Annotated in this window: 17 protein-coding genes; 8 read left to right on the top strand and 9 right to left on the bottom strand. The window is 54.4% G+C overall.

The window, feature by feature from the left end; genetic code table 11:
* The first annotated feature begins 222 nt into the window (after positions 1 to 222).
* The 4 genes from AC2FMM_RS03475 (at position 223) to AC2FMM_RS03460 (ending at position 3,612) form a co-directional block, all read left to right on the top strand.
* Complete coding sequence (locus AC2FMM_RS03475) at positions 223 to 804, top strand: DUF2796 domain-containing protein (protein ID WP_306372403.1); 582 nt, start codon at positions 223 to 225, stop codon at positions 802 to 804.
* A 5-nt stretch (positions 805 to 809) separates the two neighbouring features.
* Positions 810 to 1,505: an ABC transporter ATP-binding protein gene (locus AC2FMM_RS03470; protein ID WP_496713239.1), complete on the top strand. Its 696-nt coding sequence runs from the start codon at positions 810 to 812 to the stop codon at positions 1,503 to 1,505.
* Positions 1,502 to 2,752 carry an ABC transporter permease gene (locus AC2FMM_RS03465; protein ID WP_093964986.1) on the top strand — a complete coding sequence of 417 codons (1,251 nt, stop codon included), beginning with the start codon at positions 1,502 to 1,504 and terminating at the stop codon, positions 2,750 to 2,752. Before AC2FMM_RS03470 ends, AC2FMM_RS03465 begins: the two co-directional genes overlap by 4 nt.
* A 206-nt stretch (positions 2,753 to 2,958) precedes the next feature.
* Entirely contained in the window at positions 2,959 to 3,612 is a 654-nt protein-coding gene (locus tag AC2FMM_RS03460) for a DUF3299 domain-containing protein (RefSeq protein ID WP_496795789.1), read from the top strand.
* Positions 3,613 to 3,643: 31 nt separating this feature from the next.
* On the opposite strand, the gene AC2FMM_RS03455 is transcribed toward AC2FMM_RS03460, so the two are convergent.
* From AC2FMM_RS03455 to AC2FMM_RS03440, 4 genes are all read right to left on the bottom strand, one after another.
* Positions 3,644 to 4,429 (bottom strand): porin family protein, encoded by a 786-nt coding sequence (locus AC2FMM_RS03455; RefSeq protein ID WP_093964984.1) that lies wholly within the window; start codon positions 4,427 to 4,429, stop codon positions 3,644 to 3,646.
* Between the two features lie 99 nt (positions 4,430 to 4,528).
* Entirely contained in the window at positions 4,529 to 5,896 is a 1,368-nt protein-coding gene (locus AC2FMM_RS03450; RefSeq protein ID WP_217897916.1) for a metal-dependent hydrolase family protein, read from the bottom strand.
* Between the two features lie 46 nt (positions 5,897 to 5,942).
* Complete coding sequence (locus AC2FMM_RS03445) at positions 5,943 to 7,490, bottom strand: amidohydrolase family protein (protein ID WP_496713234.1); 1,548 nt, start codon at positions 7,488 to 7,490, stop codon at positions 5,943 to 5,945.
* Positions 7,491 to 7,593: 103 nt separating this feature from the next.
* Positions 7,594 to 8,484: a transporter gene (locus tag AC2FMM_RS03440; RefSeq protein ID WP_224890511.1), complete on the bottom strand. Its 891-nt coding sequence runs from the start codon at positions 8,482 to 8,484 to the stop codon at positions 7,594 to 7,596.
* Positions 8,485 to 8,798: 314 nt separating this feature from the next.
* Here AC2FMM_RS03440 and AC2FMM_RS03435 point away from each other — a divergent pair, with 314 nt between their 5' ends.
* Positions 8,799 to 9,728, top strand: coding sequence for a helix-turn-helix domain-containing protein (locus tag AC2FMM_RS03435; RefSeq protein ID WP_496795788.1), 930 nt, complete (start codon positions 8,799 to 8,801; stop codon positions 9,726 to 9,728).
* Between the two features lie 73 nt (positions 9,729 to 9,801).
* Here the strand turns inward: AC2FMM_RS03435 and AC2FMM_RS03430 are convergent, their stop codons facing one another.
* Positions 9,802 to 11,775, bottom strand: a complete 1,974-nt coding sequence (locus AC2FMM_RS03430) for a mechanosensitive ion channel family protein (RefSeq protein WP_224890509.1) — start codon at positions 11,773 to 11,775, stop codon at positions 9,802 to 9,804.
* 176 nt (positions 11,776 to 11,951) lie between these two features.
* On the opposite strand from AC2FMM_RS03430, the gene AC2FMM_RS03425 reads away from it, so the two are divergent.
* The gene (locus AC2FMM_RS03425; protein ID WP_496795787.1) at positions 11,952 to 13,085 is read left to right on the top strand and encodes an alpha/beta hydrolase; all 1,134 of its coding nucleotides are present in this window, start codon (positions 11,952 to 11,954) and stop codon (positions 13,083 to 13,085) included.
* Between the two features lie 236 nt (positions 13,086 to 13,321).
* Entirely contained in the window at positions 13,322 to 14,185 is an 864-nt protein-coding gene (locus AC2FMM_RS03420; RefSeq protein ID WP_224890507.1) for a bile acid:sodium symporter family protein, read from the top strand.
* Positions 14,186 to 14,227: 42 nt separating this feature from the next.
* Here the strand turns inward: AC2FMM_RS03420 and AC2FMM_RS03415 are convergent, their stop codons facing one another.
* The 3 genes from AC2FMM_RS03415 to AC2FMM_RS03405 all read right to left on the bottom strand — a co-directional run bounded on the left by AC2FMM_RS03415 (position 14,228) and on the right by AC2FMM_RS03405 (position 17,206).
* Positions 14,228 to 15,046 (bottom strand): MipA/OmpV family protein, encoded by an 819-nt coding sequence (locus tag AC2FMM_RS03415; protein ID WP_176432512.1) that lies wholly within the window; start codon positions 15,044 to 15,046, stop codon positions 14,228 to 14,230.
* A 265-nt stretch (positions 15,047 to 15,311) separates the two neighbouring features.
* Complete coding sequence (locus tag AC2FMM_RS03410; protein WP_496795786.1) at positions 15,312 to 16,016, bottom strand: IS6 family transposase; 705 nt, start codon at positions 16,014 to 16,016, stop codon at positions 15,312 to 15,314.
* Between the two features lie 482 nt (positions 16,017 to 16,498).
* Positions 16,499 to 17,206 carry an IS6 family transposase gene (locus AC2FMM_RS03405; RefSeq protein ID WP_496795785.1) on the bottom strand — a complete coding sequence of 236 codons (708 nt, stop codon included), beginning with the start codon at positions 17,204 to 17,206 and terminating at the stop codon, positions 16,499 to 16,501.
* Positions 17,207 to 17,404: 198 nt separating this feature from the next.
* Here AC2FMM_RS03405 and AC2FMM_RS03400 point away from each other — a divergent pair, with 198 nt between their 5' ends.
* Positions 17,405 to 17,854 (top strand): MaoC family dehydratase, encoded by a 450-nt coding sequence (locus tag AC2FMM_RS03400; protein ID WP_093964970.1) that lies wholly within the window; start codon positions 17,405 to 17,407, stop codon positions 17,852 to 17,854.
* A 159-nt stretch (positions 17,855 to 18,013) separates the two neighbouring features.
* On the opposite strand, the gene AC2FMM_RS03395 is transcribed toward AC2FMM_RS03400, so the two are convergent.
* Positions 18,014 to 18,901, bottom strand: coding sequence for a LysR family transcriptional regulator (locus AC2FMM_RS03395; protein ID WP_170408191.1), 888 nt, complete (start codon positions 18,899 to 18,901; stop codon positions 18,014 to 18,016).
* Positions 18,902 to 19,018 lie beyond the last annotated feature (117 nt).

Raw genomic sequence — 19,018 nt, 5'->3', positions numbered from 1 at the left:
AAAAAAGCAGTCCCAGTCTAGCGACTGCCGAAGCGCTCGGATTTTTGTCCGGGACTGAGCATCTGATCGAGAAAATTTCGTGTGCTTTCACGATAACATGAGTGCAAAGCGGTCCTGCTATTGTTAACTTGGACTCGACGGCACAGCCCGGCGCTCTTGCCGACGTTGTGCCGGATTTGATATGTAAATGATATCTTTTTAAGCGCACGAGGAGCCACATACGTGATCAAGCGAACTTTGCTAGTTTTCACCTCGCTTGCCACTACCGTTTTTGCCAGTGAAACACGGTCGCTTGGCGCCCATGAACACGGCGTCGGCGTATTGAATATCGCGGTGGACGACACCACGGTTTTCATGGAGTTTCACGCTCCTGGAGCCGATATCGTCGGTTTCGAGTATGCGGCGGTGAACGCTGAGGATCGCAATGCCATAGACACGGCCGTAGCGACACTTGCCCGTCCACTTAAACTCTTCATCCTGCCGGCCGCCGCAGAATGCAGCGTAGTGCAGGCCAGCGCCGAGTTGGAAGGCGAAGGTGCACATGGCGAGCAGCATGCGCATGAAGAAGATCATGCCCACGAACATGATGAACACGGCGCCAACGAAGCAGGTCACACAGAGTTTCACGCCGAATACACCCTGACCTGTGCCAATGCAGACGCAATTACCGAAATCTCGTTTGGTTACTTCGACACCTTCTCGAACGCTCGAGAGTTGGAGGTGCAGATCGTTTCGGAGACGGGTGCACAAGCATTTGAAGTTGAGCGCGATGAGCCGACGCTGGACCTGCGTGGCTTCTTCTGAGCTTGCTGGGAGGCGGCAACATAGACCTCAAGAATGTCCGCTTCCGTTGGCCGGGGCGGAAATCCTTTGGTATTTCGGTCTCGGCTCTATCCGTGCGGGCGGGCGAAACCGTCCTGCTTCTTGGTGAGAGCGGTTCGGGAAAATCGACGCTTCTATCTCTGATCTGCGGAACCATCATTGCAGACAGGGGAATTGTGACCGTGTCAGGGATTGATCTCAAGACACTGTCAAGTGGGAAGCGCGACAGGTTCAGAGCGGAAAATATCGGTGTCATCTTTCAGCAATTCAACCTGTTACCCTTCGCATCGGTTATCGACAATATCCTGCTGCCCCTTCGCTTCGCTCCCGAACGTAGAAGTCGTTGCCTGGATGAAAATAAGGACGCCGCCAATCTTTGCAGTGCCCTTGGACTGCCAGACGGCATCGTATCCAGCAAGGCCGCGAAGCTTAGCGTAGGTCAGCAACAGCGTGTCGCCGTCGCACGCGCCCTGATCGGTCAACCGCCAATCCTGGTTGCAGATGAGCCAACCTCTTCACTCGACGAAACATCGCAAGCGACCTTTTTGGATCTGATGTTTGAGCAAGTCCGCGCACAGAACTCGACCCTTTTGATGGTCAGCCATGACCCACGTCTGGCCGAGAGATTCGACCGAGTGGTGCGCATGTCCGATACCGTAGAGACCGACAGGCAAGCCGCGTGATCTTGCGGATCGCCTTCGGCTCGTTGATGGCACGCGCTCTGACCGTCGCCATGACGATACTCGCAATCGGCTTGTCGGTTGCGCTGTTCCTTGGCGTGGAAAAAGTGAGGACTGGAGCAAAGACGAGTTTCGCGGATACGATCTCTGGCACCGATCTGATCGTTGGGGCGCGCTCGGGATCGGTGCAGCTTCTTCTTTATTCCGTGTTCCGCATTGGCAACGCGACAAACAACGTGACCTGGGAAAGTTATCAAGACATCGCGGCGCGTGCGGATGTTGACTGGATCGTTCCCATATCGCTCGGCGACAGCCATCGCCAGTTCCGGGTCATGGGAACGAGTGCAGCCTTTTTCGAGCACTACAAGTACCGGAACGGGCAAGATCTGGCCTTCGAATCTGGTGTCATCCTCGATGATCTCTTCGACACGGTCATTGGATACGATGTCGCCCGGACACTGGGGTACTCGATAGGCGATCCAATTATCATCGCGCACGGGCTCGCTTCTTTTACCGAACACAGGGATCAGCCCTTTCGCGTGTCCGGCATCCTGCAAAAAACTGGCACCCCCGTTGATCGGACAGTGATCGTCTCAATGGAGGCCATCGAAGCGATCCACGTTGATTGGCAGAGCGGCGCAAGGATGCCCGGCCAGACCACACCGCAGGAGGCTATCCGCCAGATGGACCTGACGCCGAAAGCCATCACTGCAGCACTTGTCGGGGTGAATAGCCCGATACAAACATTCGCGTTGCAGCGCGCCATCAATGAATACCCCGAGGAGCCCTTGCTTGCGATCTTACCGGGCGTGGCCCTTCAAGAGTTATGGGGGATCGTTGGTGTCGCAGAGACTGCATTATCTGCTGTGTCTGTCATGGTTGTCGCTACCGCGCTCATCGGCATGATGGCGACGATTTTTTCCAGTCTCAACGAGCGCAGGCGCGAAATGGCGATTTTTCGGGCTGTGGGAGCCAGCCCAGCGGCAATTATGGGGCTCCTTGTCTTCGAAGCAATACTGACTGCAACTGCGGGAGCCATGTTGGGTTTGGGCATGCTCTATCTCGGCCTGGTCGTGGCGCAGCCGATGATTGACAGCGCCTTCGGCCTGTTCATCCCGATCGATCCGCCAGCTTTCAAGGAACTGCTCGTCCTGATTTCGGTGGTCGCTGCTGGTGCAGGCGTAAGCCTCGTCCCAGCCTTGCGCGCCTACCGCTTGTCCTTGGCAGACGGCATGACGGTGAAAACATGAAGCACTTGCACAGGGCCGCAGAGGCCAGTGGGCCGCGAAGCGATGTCCGGTTGCTGATTGGTCCTGATCCCGGAGACAGAGCGCATAGCGATGTGCGCAATGATGCTACTAACCGCCGGAAACTATGGTACTGTCTCGGGTGTGTGATGGTGAGCACGGGAAACATGAACGCCCGTATAACTAGGAACGCTTGAAAGGAGTTGATGGTGAAAGACCGCAAGCTAATTGTTCTCGTTTCCACATTGGGTCTGCTGTTTGCAGTATCTTCGGCCTCTGCCGAACGACTGGTTCTAGGCTGGGACACATTGGCGCCACCGCAGGCCGTTATCGAAGATCCATTTGCCAAACTGACCCGAGACCAATTGGAAGCACTCAGGCAGATTCTCAGGTTCGAGAGTTCAAAGAACAGCCCGAATCCTTCCATGACGTCCAAAAATGCAAGCGAACTCCGCGATCGGCTCTTGGGTGAAGGTCTGGACGTAGATTGGCTCTTCGAGCAGCGCGAGCGCATCATAGAGAAACGCCGCGCCCAGAGCACCGCGGTGAACCCCGAAATCATAGGAGCAGAAGTTCGTATGCCTGGCTATGTCCTGCCGCTCGAATTCGACGGGTTAAAAGTGACCGAGTTCCTGTTAGTCCCTTACGCCGGTGCTTGTATCCATACGCCTCCACCTCCGGCAAACCAGATGGTGCATGTTACTTATGAAAAAGGGATTGAGGTTTCCGGGCTGTTCGCGCCTGTATGGATCGAGGGGGAGATGAATGCAGCCTATTCCGTGCAGGACGTAGGCTTTTCCGACGGTGCATCGCGCGTGGAAGTGGGCTACGGGATGTCTGCCGAAACGGTAGAACTTTACTGATACGGCAGATACTCACGCGCTGCGGCGTTTATCAGAAAGAAAACTTTACGCCCAGAAAAGGTCCGCCGAGATTGAGGTCATCGATTGGTCCGAAATTGTCCAGATCAAAATCCATGTAGCGGTAACCGATAACCAGATCAGCCCGGTTCATTCGATAGTTTGCAGCAAGTGACGCTTGCCAGGTCAAGTCGCTGTTGCCGGCGCCGATGTCCCCATAATAGGATAAGTACCATTTATCATTCAGCTCCGTAATGCCACGAAGGCCAACGACGACGTCCCAGTTGTTGCCCGCTTCATTTTCTCTGATAACCTGCCCGTCGATAGGGGAACCACCAACGGCTTCCGTGGCGTCCACCTCGACTTTGCCATCCAGCCACAGGAATCGGACCCCACCCGTTGCGTGCAGGGTAGTCCCTGCTGTCTTCATGATCTTGTACCCAGCACCAAAAGTACTTTGGAAGCCCTTCAGGTCAAAAGAACCATTGACGTCAACCTCGATCGGGCCAACCGATGCGGAGGTGCCTGCGGAGTCCCCGAGATCAAGGTAAAATGCATCTGCAAAGAATAGCCAATCGTCTTTCTCTGCGAAAATAGCGCCCATGAAGCCAAGCTTCAGGTCTTCGATAATCGTGTCGATGGGCATCGATATGTCAGCACCCGTTGTGGTTTCACCCCCAAGATCAGCGCCCCAGAAGTAAACTTCGGCCTGCCAGTCCCAACTGCCTAGTCCGGTATCCTGTGCAACAGTCACGTTCGGAGCGCAGATTATTGCCGCGACCGGCAAACACACTGCCTTCAGACATTTCAAAGCATTCATGTCGATTTCCTTCCTATTGCCAGCTCGTAATGCAGGTGTAATTTCTGCCGGAAGGAAGGCGGGATTCTTATCCCAATGGTCACCGTTCCGGCGGCGGTGTCATTCAAGCGTGTTCTTGTAGATGACGCCGTCTTTCATGATAATTTTGATGTTGTCGCTATCTGTCACCGCGCCCAGGTCCTCAAGCGGATTGCCTTCGACCAGCAACAGATCGGCATAGTTGCCTTCCGCCACCAGCCCGAGAGTGCCTTCAAGATAGGGGTTACGCATATCGCCGCTCATTGCGAAAAGCTCTCCGGCGTTGCTTGTCGCCATGCGCAATATTTCGACGGGCTCAAACCAGTCCAGCAAACGCTCCATCTGCTTGGCCTGCTCTTCAGCAACCTCGGATGGCACGAAGAACAAATCTGTACCGTAGGTCACTTTTAATTCCGGGATTTCTTTGGCCCACTGATACACTTTGGCTGTGCCTTCACAAACAATCGCGAGCTTGGCATTCGAAAAATCACTAAGCTGCGGTTCGGAGCAGACCGTAAAAGGCTGCGTGCTCAGGAACACACCTTCATCTGCCATACGCTGGAGCGTTTCTTTGTCCAGTAGTTGCCCGTGCCCAATATCCTTGACGCCCGCATCAATCGCGCGATTAATGGACTCTTTGTGATAAGCATGGATCGTGACATAGGTGCCCCAGTCAGCAGCCGTATCGACAGCGGCCTTGATTTCATCAAAGGTAAACTGGTTTCCCAACAGAGGATCAGCCGGCGAGGAATAACCGCCGCCAGCCATCAACTTGATCTGGGATGCGCCATGCCGCAAATTCTCGCGTGCCGCTGCCAGTACCTGCGGGACCCCGTCAGTGAGATACCCATCGCCCGACTTGTAAAGTGGGGGAAGATCGCCGCCGAAACGGGGGTGGGTTTGATTGGGGAAACGAAAATCGCCGTGGCCAGCAGTCTGTGAGAGTGGCCCTCCGGACGGATAGATTCTCGGGCCGGGAACCAGCCCCTGATCGATCGCTTGCTTCAGTCCAAACGAAGCTCCGCCCATGTCCCTTACCGAAGTGAAGCCACGCATCAACATGTTTTCAGCGTCTACCGCCGAGTGAATGGCATTGTACTCTGGGAGGGCAGTAAGAAATGCGCTCTGGGGCAACGTGGTCCACGTAATATGCGCGTGGGTATCGGAAAGCCCGGGCATCAATGTGCGACCACCGCCGTCGATCACCTGACCGCCGGCGACGGCGATATCATCCGACGAGATCTGGGTAATCAAGTTGTCGGTGACAACGACGTTGACATCTTCCATCAACGTCTCGTTCACGCCGTCGAAAACATCGACATTGGTGAACAGGATGGGGCCGTCCTGCGACACGGCGACCCCGGTTGAAAGAATGAGCGCGAGAGACGCGCTCAATGCTGTTCTTGACTGTCGTTTTACCATATCGGCGTCTCCACTTCGTTTTTCCATTTCAGTTTATAACGCTACCTGCCGACCAGCGATTGTCAAAGCTCTCTTATTCGACCACAGGATTGCGGATCGCGACACCAGCCGGGATGTTCTGCACGACAGAGTCGTCCACCACGACCTGTCCATTCACGATGACGAAAGGGATACCCGTGGTCGGCAGGGAGTTCTCTCCGATCGTCGGGGTCGCATTGTCGGTCACGGTCTCCGGATCGAAAATCGTGATATCCGCCGCCATACCTTCCTGCACACGCCCGCGCTGCTTCATCTGCGGGACATGATCTTCGAGGAACCGGGCCGGCTCGTAGCTCATTTTGGACAGCGCGTCCATTAGTGAGACCTTGCCCTCTTCGCGCACCATGCGCAGGATTCTCCCATGTGTGCCTGCACCCCGCGCGTGACCGTTTGCTGACCCGTAGGGCGTGTCAAATGTAGCGGTGAAGCCCAGCTTGTTTCCATCGGCGTCGGTGATGATCCAAGGCATCCCGTCCGATCCGACAATCACCCCCGGTCGGGTGAAGGCTTCCTCGATGTATTCTTCTTTCATGGTGTACATCAGCAGATCGGTTGCAGGTGCTTCCTTGCGCAGACGATCGAATTCCTCGTTAGTCAGTGGCTCGCCAGTCGCGGCCAGTTTGTAGTCCGAGGCCTGAATACCCATGCGCGCCTCGAAACCCGGTGCGTTGTAATCGGCATCCACGTAAGTTCCGGCGTATTGATAAGGGTAGAATTCGCCGATTACTTTCTGCCCCTTGGCGCGTGCCGAGTCGATCAGATCAAGGCAATTGCCGGTCAAGCCAAGGCAGTTGCTGGGGACATGGTGGACCAGCAAGGGCACATCGTTTTCCCGAGCGATGGTCAGCATTTCGGTGAGGCCCATGAAACCACTCGGCGGAATTTGCGCCAGATACCGCACATGCGTCGTGATCGGCAGATCGTACTTCCCGGCCAGCGCCGTGACCGCCATCAGTTCCGGGCTGCCAACCACAGTGTAATATCCGATGGGATAGGCGATCCCGATCCCGCCCTGCTTCAACTCCGCCTCAATCGCGTCGACGATTGCAACCTCGTCAAGTGGATCGAAGGTCTTGGTCTTGAATTGTGCGCCATCGTTCATGGCCGCCCCCATCGCGGCGCTGTAAAGAAGCCGGCCGTCGGGTTCCTGCCCGTCGAGCACCGCAACGCGCGCGCCAACATGCGCCACGTTCGTTCCGTAATTTACGAAGGATTTGCCGTTCCAATAGTCGTAGAAATCGGACACCGGAAAGGCGCCCACTTCGAGGTCCATCGGGGTCGTTACGCCATCCCGGACGTAAAGCTTGTGCCCGAATTCGGACTGCGCGTGGCTGTGAAAGTCGATGAACCCGGGGGCAACGACATGCCCGGTCGCGTCGATTTCTCGCGCACCGTCAAGGTCATCCGTACTGATCTCGGTGATGTAGCCATTGTTGATGCCCACGTTGGCCACCTGATCGAAGCCGGTTTCGGGGTCCATCACGCGGCCATTGTTGATCACTAAATCGAAGCTTTGCGCATAGGCTGTAGAGGCGGTCATCACGGATAAAATGAGTGGCAGAGCTGTTAGCGAGTTCTTCATTTAAACCTCCTACAGTCGTTCAATGGTCTGCGCCACGAATAAAGAAGTCAGCACCGGGCTGACTTCATCGTGACGGCGCGTCGGTAAAGTTCATTGATCCAGATCACTTCGGGAACAGGAAGGTGACGTTGAAACGCAACCCCCAGTCGGGTCCACCCGACGGCGAGTCGAGGTACGGGCGCCCCGCCAGTTGAAAGCTGACCGGTTGCTGGCCGAAATGCACAAGCTTGCTGACGCCGATATTCAGCGGCGCCGTCCATTCTTCCTCATTCCAATCGTAACTCGCTTCGGCATTGATCGAAAAGGTCCAGGCGTCAGGCGTCGTGTAGGTCAGGAAGGGCTGCAGGAAGGTCGCATTGGTCTTGTCCCGGCCATCGGACGGGCTGTCGACGCCCCAGATGTGGTTGACGAGGGCGCCATAGGTCCAGCCATTCTTCTGTTTCAGCGCGACAAATGTTGGACCAACCCCCCAGTTATCGGAGGAGAATTCGTCCTTGCCTGTTGGCAGGAGCAGCACCGGGCCCGCCCCCCAGATCCAGCCACCTTTGGTCGGTGCCTTTGGCGAGAAGAAAAAAGACTGGACGATATCGCCCAGCCCCGAGGTGTCGCTGCCGCCGATGACCGGCGAGTCCAGATCAATGAAAGGAACGATCGTCCGTGAAATCAGATTCCAGTTATCGGAAAGATCGAACGGGATAACCGGCTGCACGTTGAGAACCCAGCGATCCGCATCCGCCTCCCCTATACCGGTGTCGTAATTCAACTGAAACGGGACGCTTATCAGGCTGGCGACCGGGTTCGACAACTGCTTGGCCAGATCAGCGGCCTCCCCCGGCGCAGGGCTGCCGGAGGTGTTCGGAACGGGCACGCCACCAGCAGTCGCGCCTTGGGTGACGGTGTCGCCGGAGGAAATCGCGGACGAGGACTGAGCCAGCACGCCTGTCGGCAGCGAGACCGCAAAAACAAGCGAAAGCTTTGTAAGTGTCGAATTCATTCTCACGTTAAGGTCCCTTGGAATCGATGAAACTGGCGGCGGCGGAAACTGAAGACGTGGATCGCGTCCTCGTTCGGGTTGAATTCGCCGCGATACGACGAGGCATCTTCAGCTTGACCACTTCGTGCTCCAAACTTTCAATCATTGGATTAAGTGTGCGCTTGGCGGGTTGGATTTGGCAATTCCATAAAGATACGATTCTTCCTACATTGGGCGCCATTCTTCCCTAAACGCTGGATTCATCGAAAATACATGTTAAATTCAGCCGTGTGGCATGGTTAAAAAATCGCATACATGACCGCTTCTTGAACCGAATGCCGGTAAAAGAAGCTGAAGTCGTTCAGATTTCGTCGGGGCAAATGAACTTCCGCACGATGGAGTTCTGGGGCCGCGACACTTTCATCCTCAAGATTGCAAGCAGCGCCTACGCGTCGTTCACCGCACGTCCGCATCCCGGCTGGATCGGACTTCTTACCCCTATGTCTTGGACGGGTGATTTCCGGTTGAATGCCTGTCGGCACGAGCTCAATAGCGCCTATTACCTCGACGGCACCCATGAATACACCGTGGCGTGTCAGGACTCGGTGAGGCTCCTTGTGGGCATCAGGCGACGCGTAATGGACTCTGTCCTTTCGGAAATCTCTGGAGACATCGATGTGGATTTCCTCTCTGGGAGTCGCATTTTCGACGACTGCTCGGAGTGCGTGTTCGAAATGGAAGAGATGATTTCTTCCCTTCAAACGGACGGCATTCGTCATGCCGCCACTTTTGAAGGCACGAACCTGTCACAAGACCAGGAACGAGCCGTCGTTGCGAAGGTCGCGCACGTACTTTTGGAGAAGATGGAGTGCCCCACTTCGGCATGGCTCGGCCAAATCGACGACTATCACATCACGACAACGATCCGAGATGCGATCAGGGACCGTCCCTTGCATGAAGATCTGCGGCTTGAAGAGCTATACGAGATCGCAGGTGCCGGTAAAAACCGACTGCACAAAAGCTTTGTCAATGTTTACGGTGCACCGCCGGTGCGTTACCTGAAATTGCGGCGGCTGTGGCGGGCAAGGCAGTTCTTGCTGGATCCCAAGAACTCAAACTGTAAAATCGGGGATGTCGCATTCCAATTCGGCTTTCCGTCAAGCGGACGGTTAGCGAAAAGTTATCAAGCCGTCTTTGAGGAACTGCCACGCGATACGGTCAAACGCGCAAAAGGTACCGCGTCACGCGGCGCAGAGGTCCTGTAAGCCATTGCCGATCTAGCATGGTCTGAACGCAACTTGAACGTTTCGAAGAAGGCCCCGTCAAGCCTGCGACGTGTCAACTGGTCTTGCCACTATCGCCAGGCTTCCCGTCGTCATCGGGTTGCGCGTTCGTTTCATCCGCCGGTTGATCCTCGGTCGGGGACGCGGAAAGCGGCTCGGTGACCTTTGCCGTCTCTTCTTCTGGCCCGAAGTACTCAGGCGAACCCCGCGGCGGATAGCGCAACGTACCTTCCAGTCGTTCCCGCACCTGCGAAGAAAAGTTCGGAAACGGAAGTTGCCGTTTGTATCGCCATCGCCCAACCTCTTCAACCGTCGCTTTGGACTTGGCTGCGTCGAGTCCTGCATCTTTCGACAGATAGACGGTCTGACTTGGAAACGCGAAGCCCGTGCCCGATGCCTCGACGATTTCCTTTATCCGGAAGAAAACGTCTTCGCGGATCGCGTAAAAGTCATTCCATTCCCGAGTTTGCGCATAAACACGAACGTCAATATCCAGAGAAGATGCGCCATATCCAACAAACCGCACGCGCGCCGTCTCGCTCTTGATACGGGGATGGCCGTGCATCATTTTCCGGATTTCGGCCAAAACAAAGCGGAGTTGATCCGTGTCGGTTTCATACCGAAGACCAATGACCGAATTGATCAGCATCTCGTCGCACTGGGCCCAATTGACCAACTCCATATCGACGAACTTCGAGTTTGGTATGGCGATGAGCGTACGATCCAGAGCGCGGACATGCGTGGAGCGTACGCCGATGCGTTCGACCGTACCAGCCTGACCGCCGAAGGAGCAGTAATCGCCAACACGAACCGACTTTTCGAGATACAGCACAAACCCACTAATGAGATTTTCCAACGTTGGCCGGATAGCGAGTGCAACCGCAAGACCGCCAACACCGAGACCGGCAAGAATGCTGAGCAGTGGGAAACCCATGGTCTGCGCGCCAAAGGCAAGTATCCAGATCACTCCCACCAAAGCGATGATGTGGTTCAACAATCTCATCATGCTATCGTCCGAAGAACGATCAGAAGACATGCGGCGCGCGGCGATCTTGTCAGACATGTACTCCATGAAGTTCCAGAACGTCCAAGCCAGAGCGCCGTAGATGACCGCTGTTGCAATGAAAGTCTCTGTTCGCGCGAAAGAGCCGGTCAAGAAGAGTTGGTAGTTGAAAAACTTGTTCAGCAGATAGATCAGGATGACCGTCGAGCCGGAACGGATGAGCCTACCTGTGCTCGCCCTGATTTCACCGGCCACAACTCGCCGTTTCACGGCCGATTTGAGCCAAATCAGCACGCTCATGACGAAAGCCAGCGACAGAAAAGCAAAAACGATCTTCCAGAGTGGCGTTCCCCAGTACAAGCCCTTTGAAATATCGGGCAAAGACCTTTCCAGAGCGGCGGGGATCCAAGGGCCGCTAAACTGCAGAAGTCGCGTGCTCCATAACTCGTCCAGACGCTCCGGTGTTTGCGTTGCGATTTCTCTGAGATATCTGGGCGCAATCTTCGAGGAATTTGCCGAAAACAGGAACTCGCCTTCCCGCGGTCCCGCGTCAACTCTTTGCAGAATGAGAGGCGTGCTCGGAACAGGATAGTAGTCGGCGATTTCCGACAGGTCCACAGTATGGTCCGGCAGTACAACGAACTCGGCAGGATCGACCTGCTCGATGATGTCGATGAGTGCAAGGATGGTCCTCAGGCTAGAGTCGCGCCGCGTCGCCGTGTTTTCCGCCGACACGTCCAAAAGAGAAATCAGGGCATCGGCAAGTAACTCGATACGGTGATAGTTTTGGCTTGATTTTTCCTGGCTATAATTCGCGTTTGCTTCGACCAATTCGTCGTGCAGGTTTTGCAGTGTTTGGAGAGTATGGTAAGGCGTATGTGTCAAAACCGGTGGCAGGGCCGCGTCCGGATCGACCTCCTCGGTGATCGCTTGCGCGGACGTCTGCGACGTCAGAAGAGAGACGCAGAGAAGCGAGGCAAGCAATCGACTCGCGACTACGGAAATCAGGCTTTTGATCATCTTCATCGCTCGAACGTAACCGGATTTCGAATTTCTGAAAGGGCTTTCGTCGCCTTGGCAACGCACTACAGCATGCAGGAAAACTCTTCCATCTTGAATTCGCAAAGAAAACGGTTTTTGCTGGCTGCACGCGGGGGGGGGCACCGGTTCAGCGCCCGAAGAACAGCATTGGGAGTAATGGCATGGCGAATGGTACTATTGGCATGCGACTGGTTTTGCTGCTTATTCTTGGCTTGGCGGTTTCCGCATGCAGCCACCGCGAACAGGCGATCATCGGTGTACAAAACCCGAACGTACCTATCGAAGAGATTGCAGGCACGAAGACGCACGACATCTACGTTCTGACCACGCGGCAGCCTTCGGCGGACCCGGCATTAATGTTCTCCGGGCAACGTGGCGAACTGAGTTATGCCAGAGTGACCGTGACAATCCCGCCGGGTCATAAGCGGGGTCAAGTAGAACGCCCTAAACGCCTGCCACCTGATCCCCAAAAAGATATGACAGTTATTGATCCGGTACGGTTTTCGGGCGAGCGGCAGTTCGTCACCGATATCAATAAGGCCATAAGAGCAGCGCCAGACGAAGAAGACTCCATTCTGGTTTTCGTGCACGGTTACAACACCACGTTCACCGACGCCGTTGTGAGGCTTGGTCAGTTCGTGGAAGACTCCGGATTCGACGGCGTGCCTGTGCTTTTCACCTGGGCGTCCGCCGGAAAACTGACGGACTATGTGTATGATCTGAACAGCGCTCTGGCTGCACGAAGCGCCTTGATTGAAGGTTCAGATACACTTATTGGGACCAATGCAAAAGCTATCAATCTTGTTGCGCATTCCATGGGAAATTTTCTGAGTGTAGAGGCCATGAAGCAGGCGCGTATCCAGAACAGGTTTGACAGCAGTGGGAAGCTCAGAAACATCATATTGGCCTCGGCAGATATCGATGTAGACGTCTTTGCCGAACAGATGGCCGTATTTGATCCGTCAGAGCGCAAGTTCTACGTCCTGATCTCTGAAGATGACAAGGCGCTGTCAGTGTCGCGATTTCTTGCAAGGGGGGTCAACCGGGTCGGTGACGCCGATGTCGCAACGCTTGACGCCTTAGGTGTGACTGTGATCGACTTAACAAAGGTCGAGGATACGAACAGCACGAACCACACGAAGTTCGCTGACTCGCCGCAGGCCGTCCAAATTCTTGGAAACGAAATGCTGAAGGGCGATTCACTCCATACCGGAACCGTGGAACCGGGAGTTCTCGGTAACATCTTCGTTGACATGACAAATGCGGCTCAGAGCTCGATAAGCCCGGGTGGGTAGTCGCAACGTCACCTAATCGACCGATCAAAGATAGGATTGGTTTTCAACGTCGCGTTCGCGCATGCATCACAGGACGACATATAGTTTTTGTTGCGCAAGCGCCGGTTGGAATGTGACATCTCTAATTCAGCTTATTTGTCGGTTCTGTAGCTTAAGGATTTCCGGACCACGACATCCCAGGTCAGAGATGGAACGCACGGCCATTATTTTTCGACATCATTGAGGAGCGATAGACTATGGTTGGCGCGTTCGAACAGGCGCTGCTCTCAGCGATGGTCATTCCCATCATGATCGGTATGGGTGCATCACTTACACCACGAGATTTCAAACTCGCGATCCACCCGCCTAAAAGGCTCGCTATTGGCATCGTCTCGCAACTTGGCTTCATGCCGCTTATCGGGTTCGTGCTGTCGATAGCTCTTGGGTTGCTAGAGCCCGTCGCTGTGGGGCTTCTGATACTCTCCTGTATGCCGGGTGGTACCACCTCGAACATGTTCACCTATTTTTCGCAGGGGAACCTGGCGCTTTCGATATTGATGACGGTAACATCGACCGTTCTCGGCGTTGTGCTGATCCCACTGATCTTGTGGATTTATGCTTCAACGTTGGAATTGGAGATCCCGCTCAAGAACATCGCAATCTCCCTTGCTTCGCTTCTCGTCCCTGTCGCTTTGGGCATGATCATACGCCGTTCAAATGCTCGTGCCCGAGCCTTGGCGGAAACCATGGGTTCCGCCGTTGGGGTGTTTTTTATCGTGTTTATCGTGATAACGTGGGTGCCCAGAAACTGGCAGTTTCTATTATCCACTTCATCGACAACTTACACCGCAGCAATTCTACTTGGGGTGTGCGGTATTCTGGTTGGGCTCGCCTTTGCTGTATTACTCCGCCTGCATCCGCGCGACGCCCGGACGATAGCGCTTGAAACTGGAATTCGGAACGGGCCGTTGGCGATTGCAATCATCGCGCTTTCGTTTTCTGGCGAAGAACAGCAAGCGACCGCGGCGGTTGCAGCGCTTTACTCGCTTTTCATGCTGCTCATTTCGTCACTGGCTACCTTAATTTTTCGGCGAAACACATTTTGGCGGACACCAGATTGATCGCTTCGTTCCAACAGTTAGGCGGTTGCGCCTCGAGCATTGCTAAAACGCGCGCGAGACTCCAAGTCCGAATACAAGCTGATCCCTGTCGCCCCGTTCCGAAACAATCGGGCTGTCTGCCGCGTCGTTAAGAAGTCTCGAAAACATCAAGCCGCCTCCTACCAACCATGTGCGACTAAGCGGTTGGACATAGACGACCGATAGGCGGACGTCACGAACACCGGATTCCGCCTCGAACACGGAAAGTCCACTGTCCGCCGCGCCCGCCGGACTGACTGAAAAGAATGTGTCCATGTAGTCTGACGAACCGTAAGTCGTGCCAGCATAAAAACCAAGAGCGGCGAACTTACCTACGGGCATCCAACGCCGAGCAGAGGCAGCAATCGTGTAACCGTCGTTATCACCGGTAACACCATGAGTGAAACTCGCGCCGACAGACCAACGCTCTCTCGGGTCACTGCCGACATTCTCATAAGATATAAACCCGCCCAATTCGAACGTTCCTTCGATGTCCGGCAAAAGATCCACGATCGGATCATCCACGTCTTCTCGGCCGAACCGATACATGCCCGCAGGCCCGGCGCGCCAGTTGCGATTTTCCAAAAGGTTGATCGTAGCATAGTTTACTTCGAGAGAAACGTAGCGCTGTTCGCCAAAAGAATACCTGCCAAAGGGAGCAACGCCTACCGCAGCACCATCTGACCCAAGATATTCCGGGTAACTTCCAATGCCGAGACCAAAGTAACTTGGAAGATACGTGGGGGTCAAAGAAAGGAACTGGGGCTCCGCGATAGCGGAAGCTGCGATAGTGGACAGGCACGCTGCGAAGGCAAAGCAATCCGTTTTCGTTGCTCGATACATGGCATTTCGCCTCCTTTTTGTAAGAAGCATTGGTCGCGGATTTTCTAACGCCCTGTCAAGCACGCGATATCTGCAATGAAAATGTGCGAATTTCTGGAAAATACCGAATGCGAGTTTTGTCAGCGACATTTGCTTCGCATCAAGAGGTATAGCAAATGGTTTCGGTCAACCCTGATTGAAAGGATCTGAGCTAAACCCGAATAAAAAAGGTTAGCGGAACGGTACACTGGATGGGGTTCTGTCGCAAACTTTAGATGGCAGAGCATCAGTTGAATTGGAGATCGGTTTGCCCTGCCAGTTGGGCGAACTGCTGAAACGGACGGAGGCCGGGCGTGAATTGACCTTTGCGGATCATGTTGACCAGTTCGATGCCAGCCAGGGCAGATGCAGCTGAATCGAAAGACTTGAAACCCAGCATGGGCCTGATCCGACGTTTGATGAAGCGATGGTCTTGTTCAATGATGTTGTTGAGGTATTTCCGACTGACCATCTCAATCGGTACCGGACAACCAAAGCCTTTCAGCATCTTGTTTATTGCTTTGATGCCAGCTGTGTTCGCACCGCTTTTGTCGATGACAATTTTCCGTGGCAAACCGTTCGCCCCAAGCGCACGAGCGAAGAACTTGGTCGCAGCCGCTTTATTCCGGCGCTTGGATAGCATGAAATCAAGGGTCTTTCCGTGTTTGTCGATGGCGCGATAGAGATAAACCCGCTCACCCTTCACCTTCACATAGGTCTCATCCATGCACCATGAACGGTCGGCAGGTCGCTTTTTGTAACGTGAAGCATCAGCTACAAGACCGGCATATCGACTCACCCAACGGTTCAGCGTCGCGTGATCCAGTTTGACGCCTCTTTCCGCCATGATTTCTTCCAGATCCCGATATGACATACCGTATCGGAGATAAAAGAAAACAGCGTACAAAATCACTTCTTTCGGAAAGTGTGCGCCCTTGAAAGACATTGTCACGGTCTGCTCCTGTCATTTTTGAGCATGCGCTACCAAAACTACGTTTGACCTGACAGGTGGGAACTAATTTTGCGACAGAACCGCTCCGATCTGGTCTCCGTGTTGTCCGAGGCCCGCGAGGTTCCAGAAATGAAAGCCCATGCAAGCCCGCGTGATTGGGTGGAGATCGGCTGCGGCTGGCGCGACAGGACGGCTACATGGAGCGCTTGAACGAAACTGCACAGGATTGGGTGCCCCATAGACCTCAACACGATAACAAGAGTCAATTGATACGACTGACATAAAGAGCTGAGATCGGATCGGCAGCAAGTCCCCTCCAGCAGCTGCCAACGGATAAGGCACTGACAAGAAAGCAGCCCCTAACGGGGTCAATTGGCGGGCGAAGAATGCAGAACAATACATGAACATGCAAGATTCTGTATAAGCCATGGTGCTGTCAGACGAATTCGAACCAGTCTCAGTTTGCCGCGGAAACCGCGAACCTATCCGGAACAAAGCTGACGCCACTCGCGTAGAGCGGCGGCGCGGGTCAGCTTGAAGGTGTCTCGACTGGCTAGCGATCTTTCCTGGTTGAAGTGATTGTAGACGGAGGAATGGACGGAGGCGAATTTCTGTAGACTTCGCATGCGCCTGAAACGCTGCATCGCGCGTTCGCGTCGTCGAAACGGCAGGTGTGAATTCTCGGCGCGGTTGTTGAGCCACCTGCCCGTCTGTTGTTTTTCGAACGCGCCTATTTCTCTGAGCGCAGCCTTGTAGGAAGCGAAGCGATCTGTGACGACCTCCTTGGCGCAACCGTGCCGTTTCATCAATTTCCTGAGGAATTTTAGTGCTGCAGCCTTGTTTCGGCGCTTGGTGACAACTGCTTCCAGCACTTCACCTTCGTGATCTACTGCACGCCACAGATAATGTCGCTTGCCATTCACCTTTACGAAAACCTCGTCCACGTGCCACTTCCATTTCGAGAACGCGCGCAGCTGCTGCACACGCTTCCGTCGGATCTCAGCTGCAAACATTGGACCAAACCTGTTCCACCAATATCGGACGGTTTCGTGGCTCACGTCGATGCCTCGCTCGTGCAACAGATCTTCGACATTTCGAAGCGAGAGCGGGAAACGGATGTACAGCATCACCGCAAGGCGGATGACCTCGGGACTGGTTTTGAAGTACTTGAAAGAGGCAGGTTTGGTCATGGGCAAAAGCTACGCAACCGTCCTGCCTGCCTCAAGACAAGTTCTTTTGACAAGACCGTCGCCGCGGCATAGGTCAACGACCACTGACTTAGTTCTCCATTACGATCTTTGCCATGGTCGAAAGACAATGCGGCATTAGTGGCGGCCGAGCCTGGCTCCGCGTTGACGGTTGAGTCTGCATCAAACTATACTTTTGCCATGCCTAGCGGAAAATACATCGACGATTTGTCGGTTGGCGAAACCTTCGAAACCGGAGGCGTTACGCTGACCGAGGGAGCGATTATTGACTTCGCACTGGTTCATGACCCGCAGCCCTTCCACGTTAACAAAGTGGCTGCCGCAGAGTCGATTTTCGGCGGTCTCATAGCCAGTGGATTTCAGACAATAGCGCTTACTTTCAGGTTGTTCCGCGACACTGGTGTACTTACCGGAACCAATCTGGGTGGACATGGTATGGACGAGGTACGGTGGCTGGCTCCGGTGTATTCCGGTGACACGATCAGCGTGCGCGTTACGGTTGAGGCAATTACACCGTCACGTTCGAAGCCAGACCGGGGAACGGTCAAATTCCGATACCAGACATTTAACCAGAACGATGTTGAAGTTCTTAACCTGGTCATGCACCACGTGATGGCATGTCGGAGTTAAGGCGGTTTGCAGCGACTGGGGCGCGGCGATCAATTTGATCTCCCATTGTCATCTTCAAGAGTATCCTTGGGCTCGCCACATAAGGCTTCTATTGCTGCGGTCGTGGCGTACATGCAAACTAGTTTGTTCGCGTGTTCTCAATCCTTTTTGCCTAAATAACTACTTGTAGATTGCCGCATAGCGAGGTGCGAAGAACTTAACGAAGGCTTTAACCTCTGGCCGACGATAGGCTTCCGGCGAAATGAGCATTAGGTGCGGCACCGCAAGTTCAGGGATTTCGTCGAAACATCGGATGAAAGACATGTCTGTTTCCACCAGCTTGACATTGCTGATACCAAGGCCTTGCCCTGATCTGATTGCCGCATGCATAAGCTCGAGTTCAGTGAAAGACATAACGATCTGTTCCGGTGCCACGTGATTGGTCAACCATTCGTGGAATACATTCGGTACATCGTCCCGCTGAAAGGTAACAAACTGATGCCCGGCCAGATCATTCGTTGACCCCGGTAAGCCAAATTTGTCCGCGTAATTTTTGCTGCCGAACAAAGACCAGCGGGCCGTGCTGATCTTACGACAGATCAGGTCAGGATCGGGATCGGTTCTTGCAAGGCGCAAAGCAATGTCGGCCTCGCCCGCCATCAGGTCCAGCGCCCGAACGCTGGACAAAAACTCGAATGCGACATCCTGATTGTCGGCGGAAAACTCGTTTACGATTTCGATCATGCGTGCGGAGAAGTTTGCCGAATAAGCGGTGATACGGATGGGTTGTGTCGACGTCAATTCCTTCGCGCAATCGGTAAATTCGAGGACTGAAGCCTCGATTGCTTCGGCGAGGGGAACGAGGCGAAGGGCTTCTGGGGTCGGTTTGAACCCGTGCGTACCACGCTCAAACAGCGTCAAGCCTGTTTCTCTTTCGAGAACATCAATGCGTCGGGCGACCGTTGGTTGGGAGACCTTTAGCTTTCTGGAGGCCGCAAGCGTCGATCCTTCTCTCAAGACAGAGAGGAACACACGAATATCCGACCAATTTCGGAACCCGTTCTTCATTTTTGTAGAACAGCACAATTTTGTGCCGGATACCAGAAAAACAGGTGAACAGTTACTGTTGTTGCGACAGCGCAAGCAACTCGGAAAGGACCATGAGATGGCTTCCCATACAATGTC

The sequence above is a fragment of the Ruegeria sp. BHSC043 genome (assembly GCF_059612985.1).
Note: the sequence above shows the minus strand (reverse complement) of the source record. Positions and strands in the feature narration are given on the sequence as shown.

What these genes read in the sequence shown, in the direction of transcription:
- AC2FMM_RS03425 (WP_496795787.1), top strand. Translation starts at nt 11,952, where the DNA reads ATGGCGAATGGTACTATTGGCATGCGACTGGTTTTGCTGCTTATTCTT.
- AC2FMM_RS03450 (WP_217897916.1), bottom strand. Translation starts at nt 5,896, where the DNA reads ATGGAAAAACGAAGTGGAGACGCCGATATGGTAAAACGACAGTCAAGA.
- AC2FMM_RS03435 (WP_496795788.1), top strand. Translation starts at nt 8,799, where the DNA reads ATGCCGGTAAAAGAAGCTGAAGTCGTTCAGATTTCGTCGGGGCAAATG.
- AC2FMM_RS03415 (WP_176432512.1), bottom strand. Translation starts at nt 15,046, where the DNA reads ATGTATCGAGCAACGAAAACGGATTGCTTTGCCTTCGCAGCGTGCCTG.
- AC2FMM_RS03430 (WP_224890509.1), bottom strand. Translation starts at nt 11,775, where the DNA reads ATGAAGATGATCAAAAGCCTGATTTCCGTAGTCGCGAGTCGATTGCTT.
- AC2FMM_RS03440 (WP_224890511.1), bottom strand. Translation starts at nt 8,484, where the DNA reads ATGAATTCGACACTTACAAAGCTTTCGCTTGTTTTTGCGGTCTCGCTG.
- AC2FMM_RS03445 (WP_496713234.1), bottom strand. Translation starts at nt 7,490, where the DNA reads ATGAAGAACTCGCTAACAGCTCTGCCACTCATTTTATCCGTGATGACC.
- AC2FMM_RS03405 (WP_496795785.1), bottom strand. Translation starts at nt 17,206, where the DNA reads ATGACCAAACCTGCCTCTTTCAAGTACTTCAAAACCAGTCCCGAGGTC.
- AC2FMM_RS03395 (WP_170408191.1), bottom strand. Translation starts at nt 18,901, where the DNA reads ATGAAGAACGGGTTCCGAAATTGGTCGGATATTCGTGTGTTCCTCTCT.
- AC2FMM_RS03400 (WP_093964970.1), top strand. Translation starts at nt 17,405, where the DNA reads ATGCCTAGCGGAAAATACATCGACGATTTGTCGGTTGGCGAAACCTTC.
- AC2FMM_RS03420 (WP_224890507.1), top strand. Translation starts at nt 13,322, where the DNA reads ATGGTTGGCGCGTTCGAACAGGCGCTGCTCTCAGCGATGGTCATTCCC.
- AC2FMM_RS03455 (WP_093964984.1), bottom strand. Translation starts at nt 4,429, where the DNA reads ATGAATGCTTTGAAATGTCTGAAGGCAGTGTGTTTGCCGGTCGCGGCA.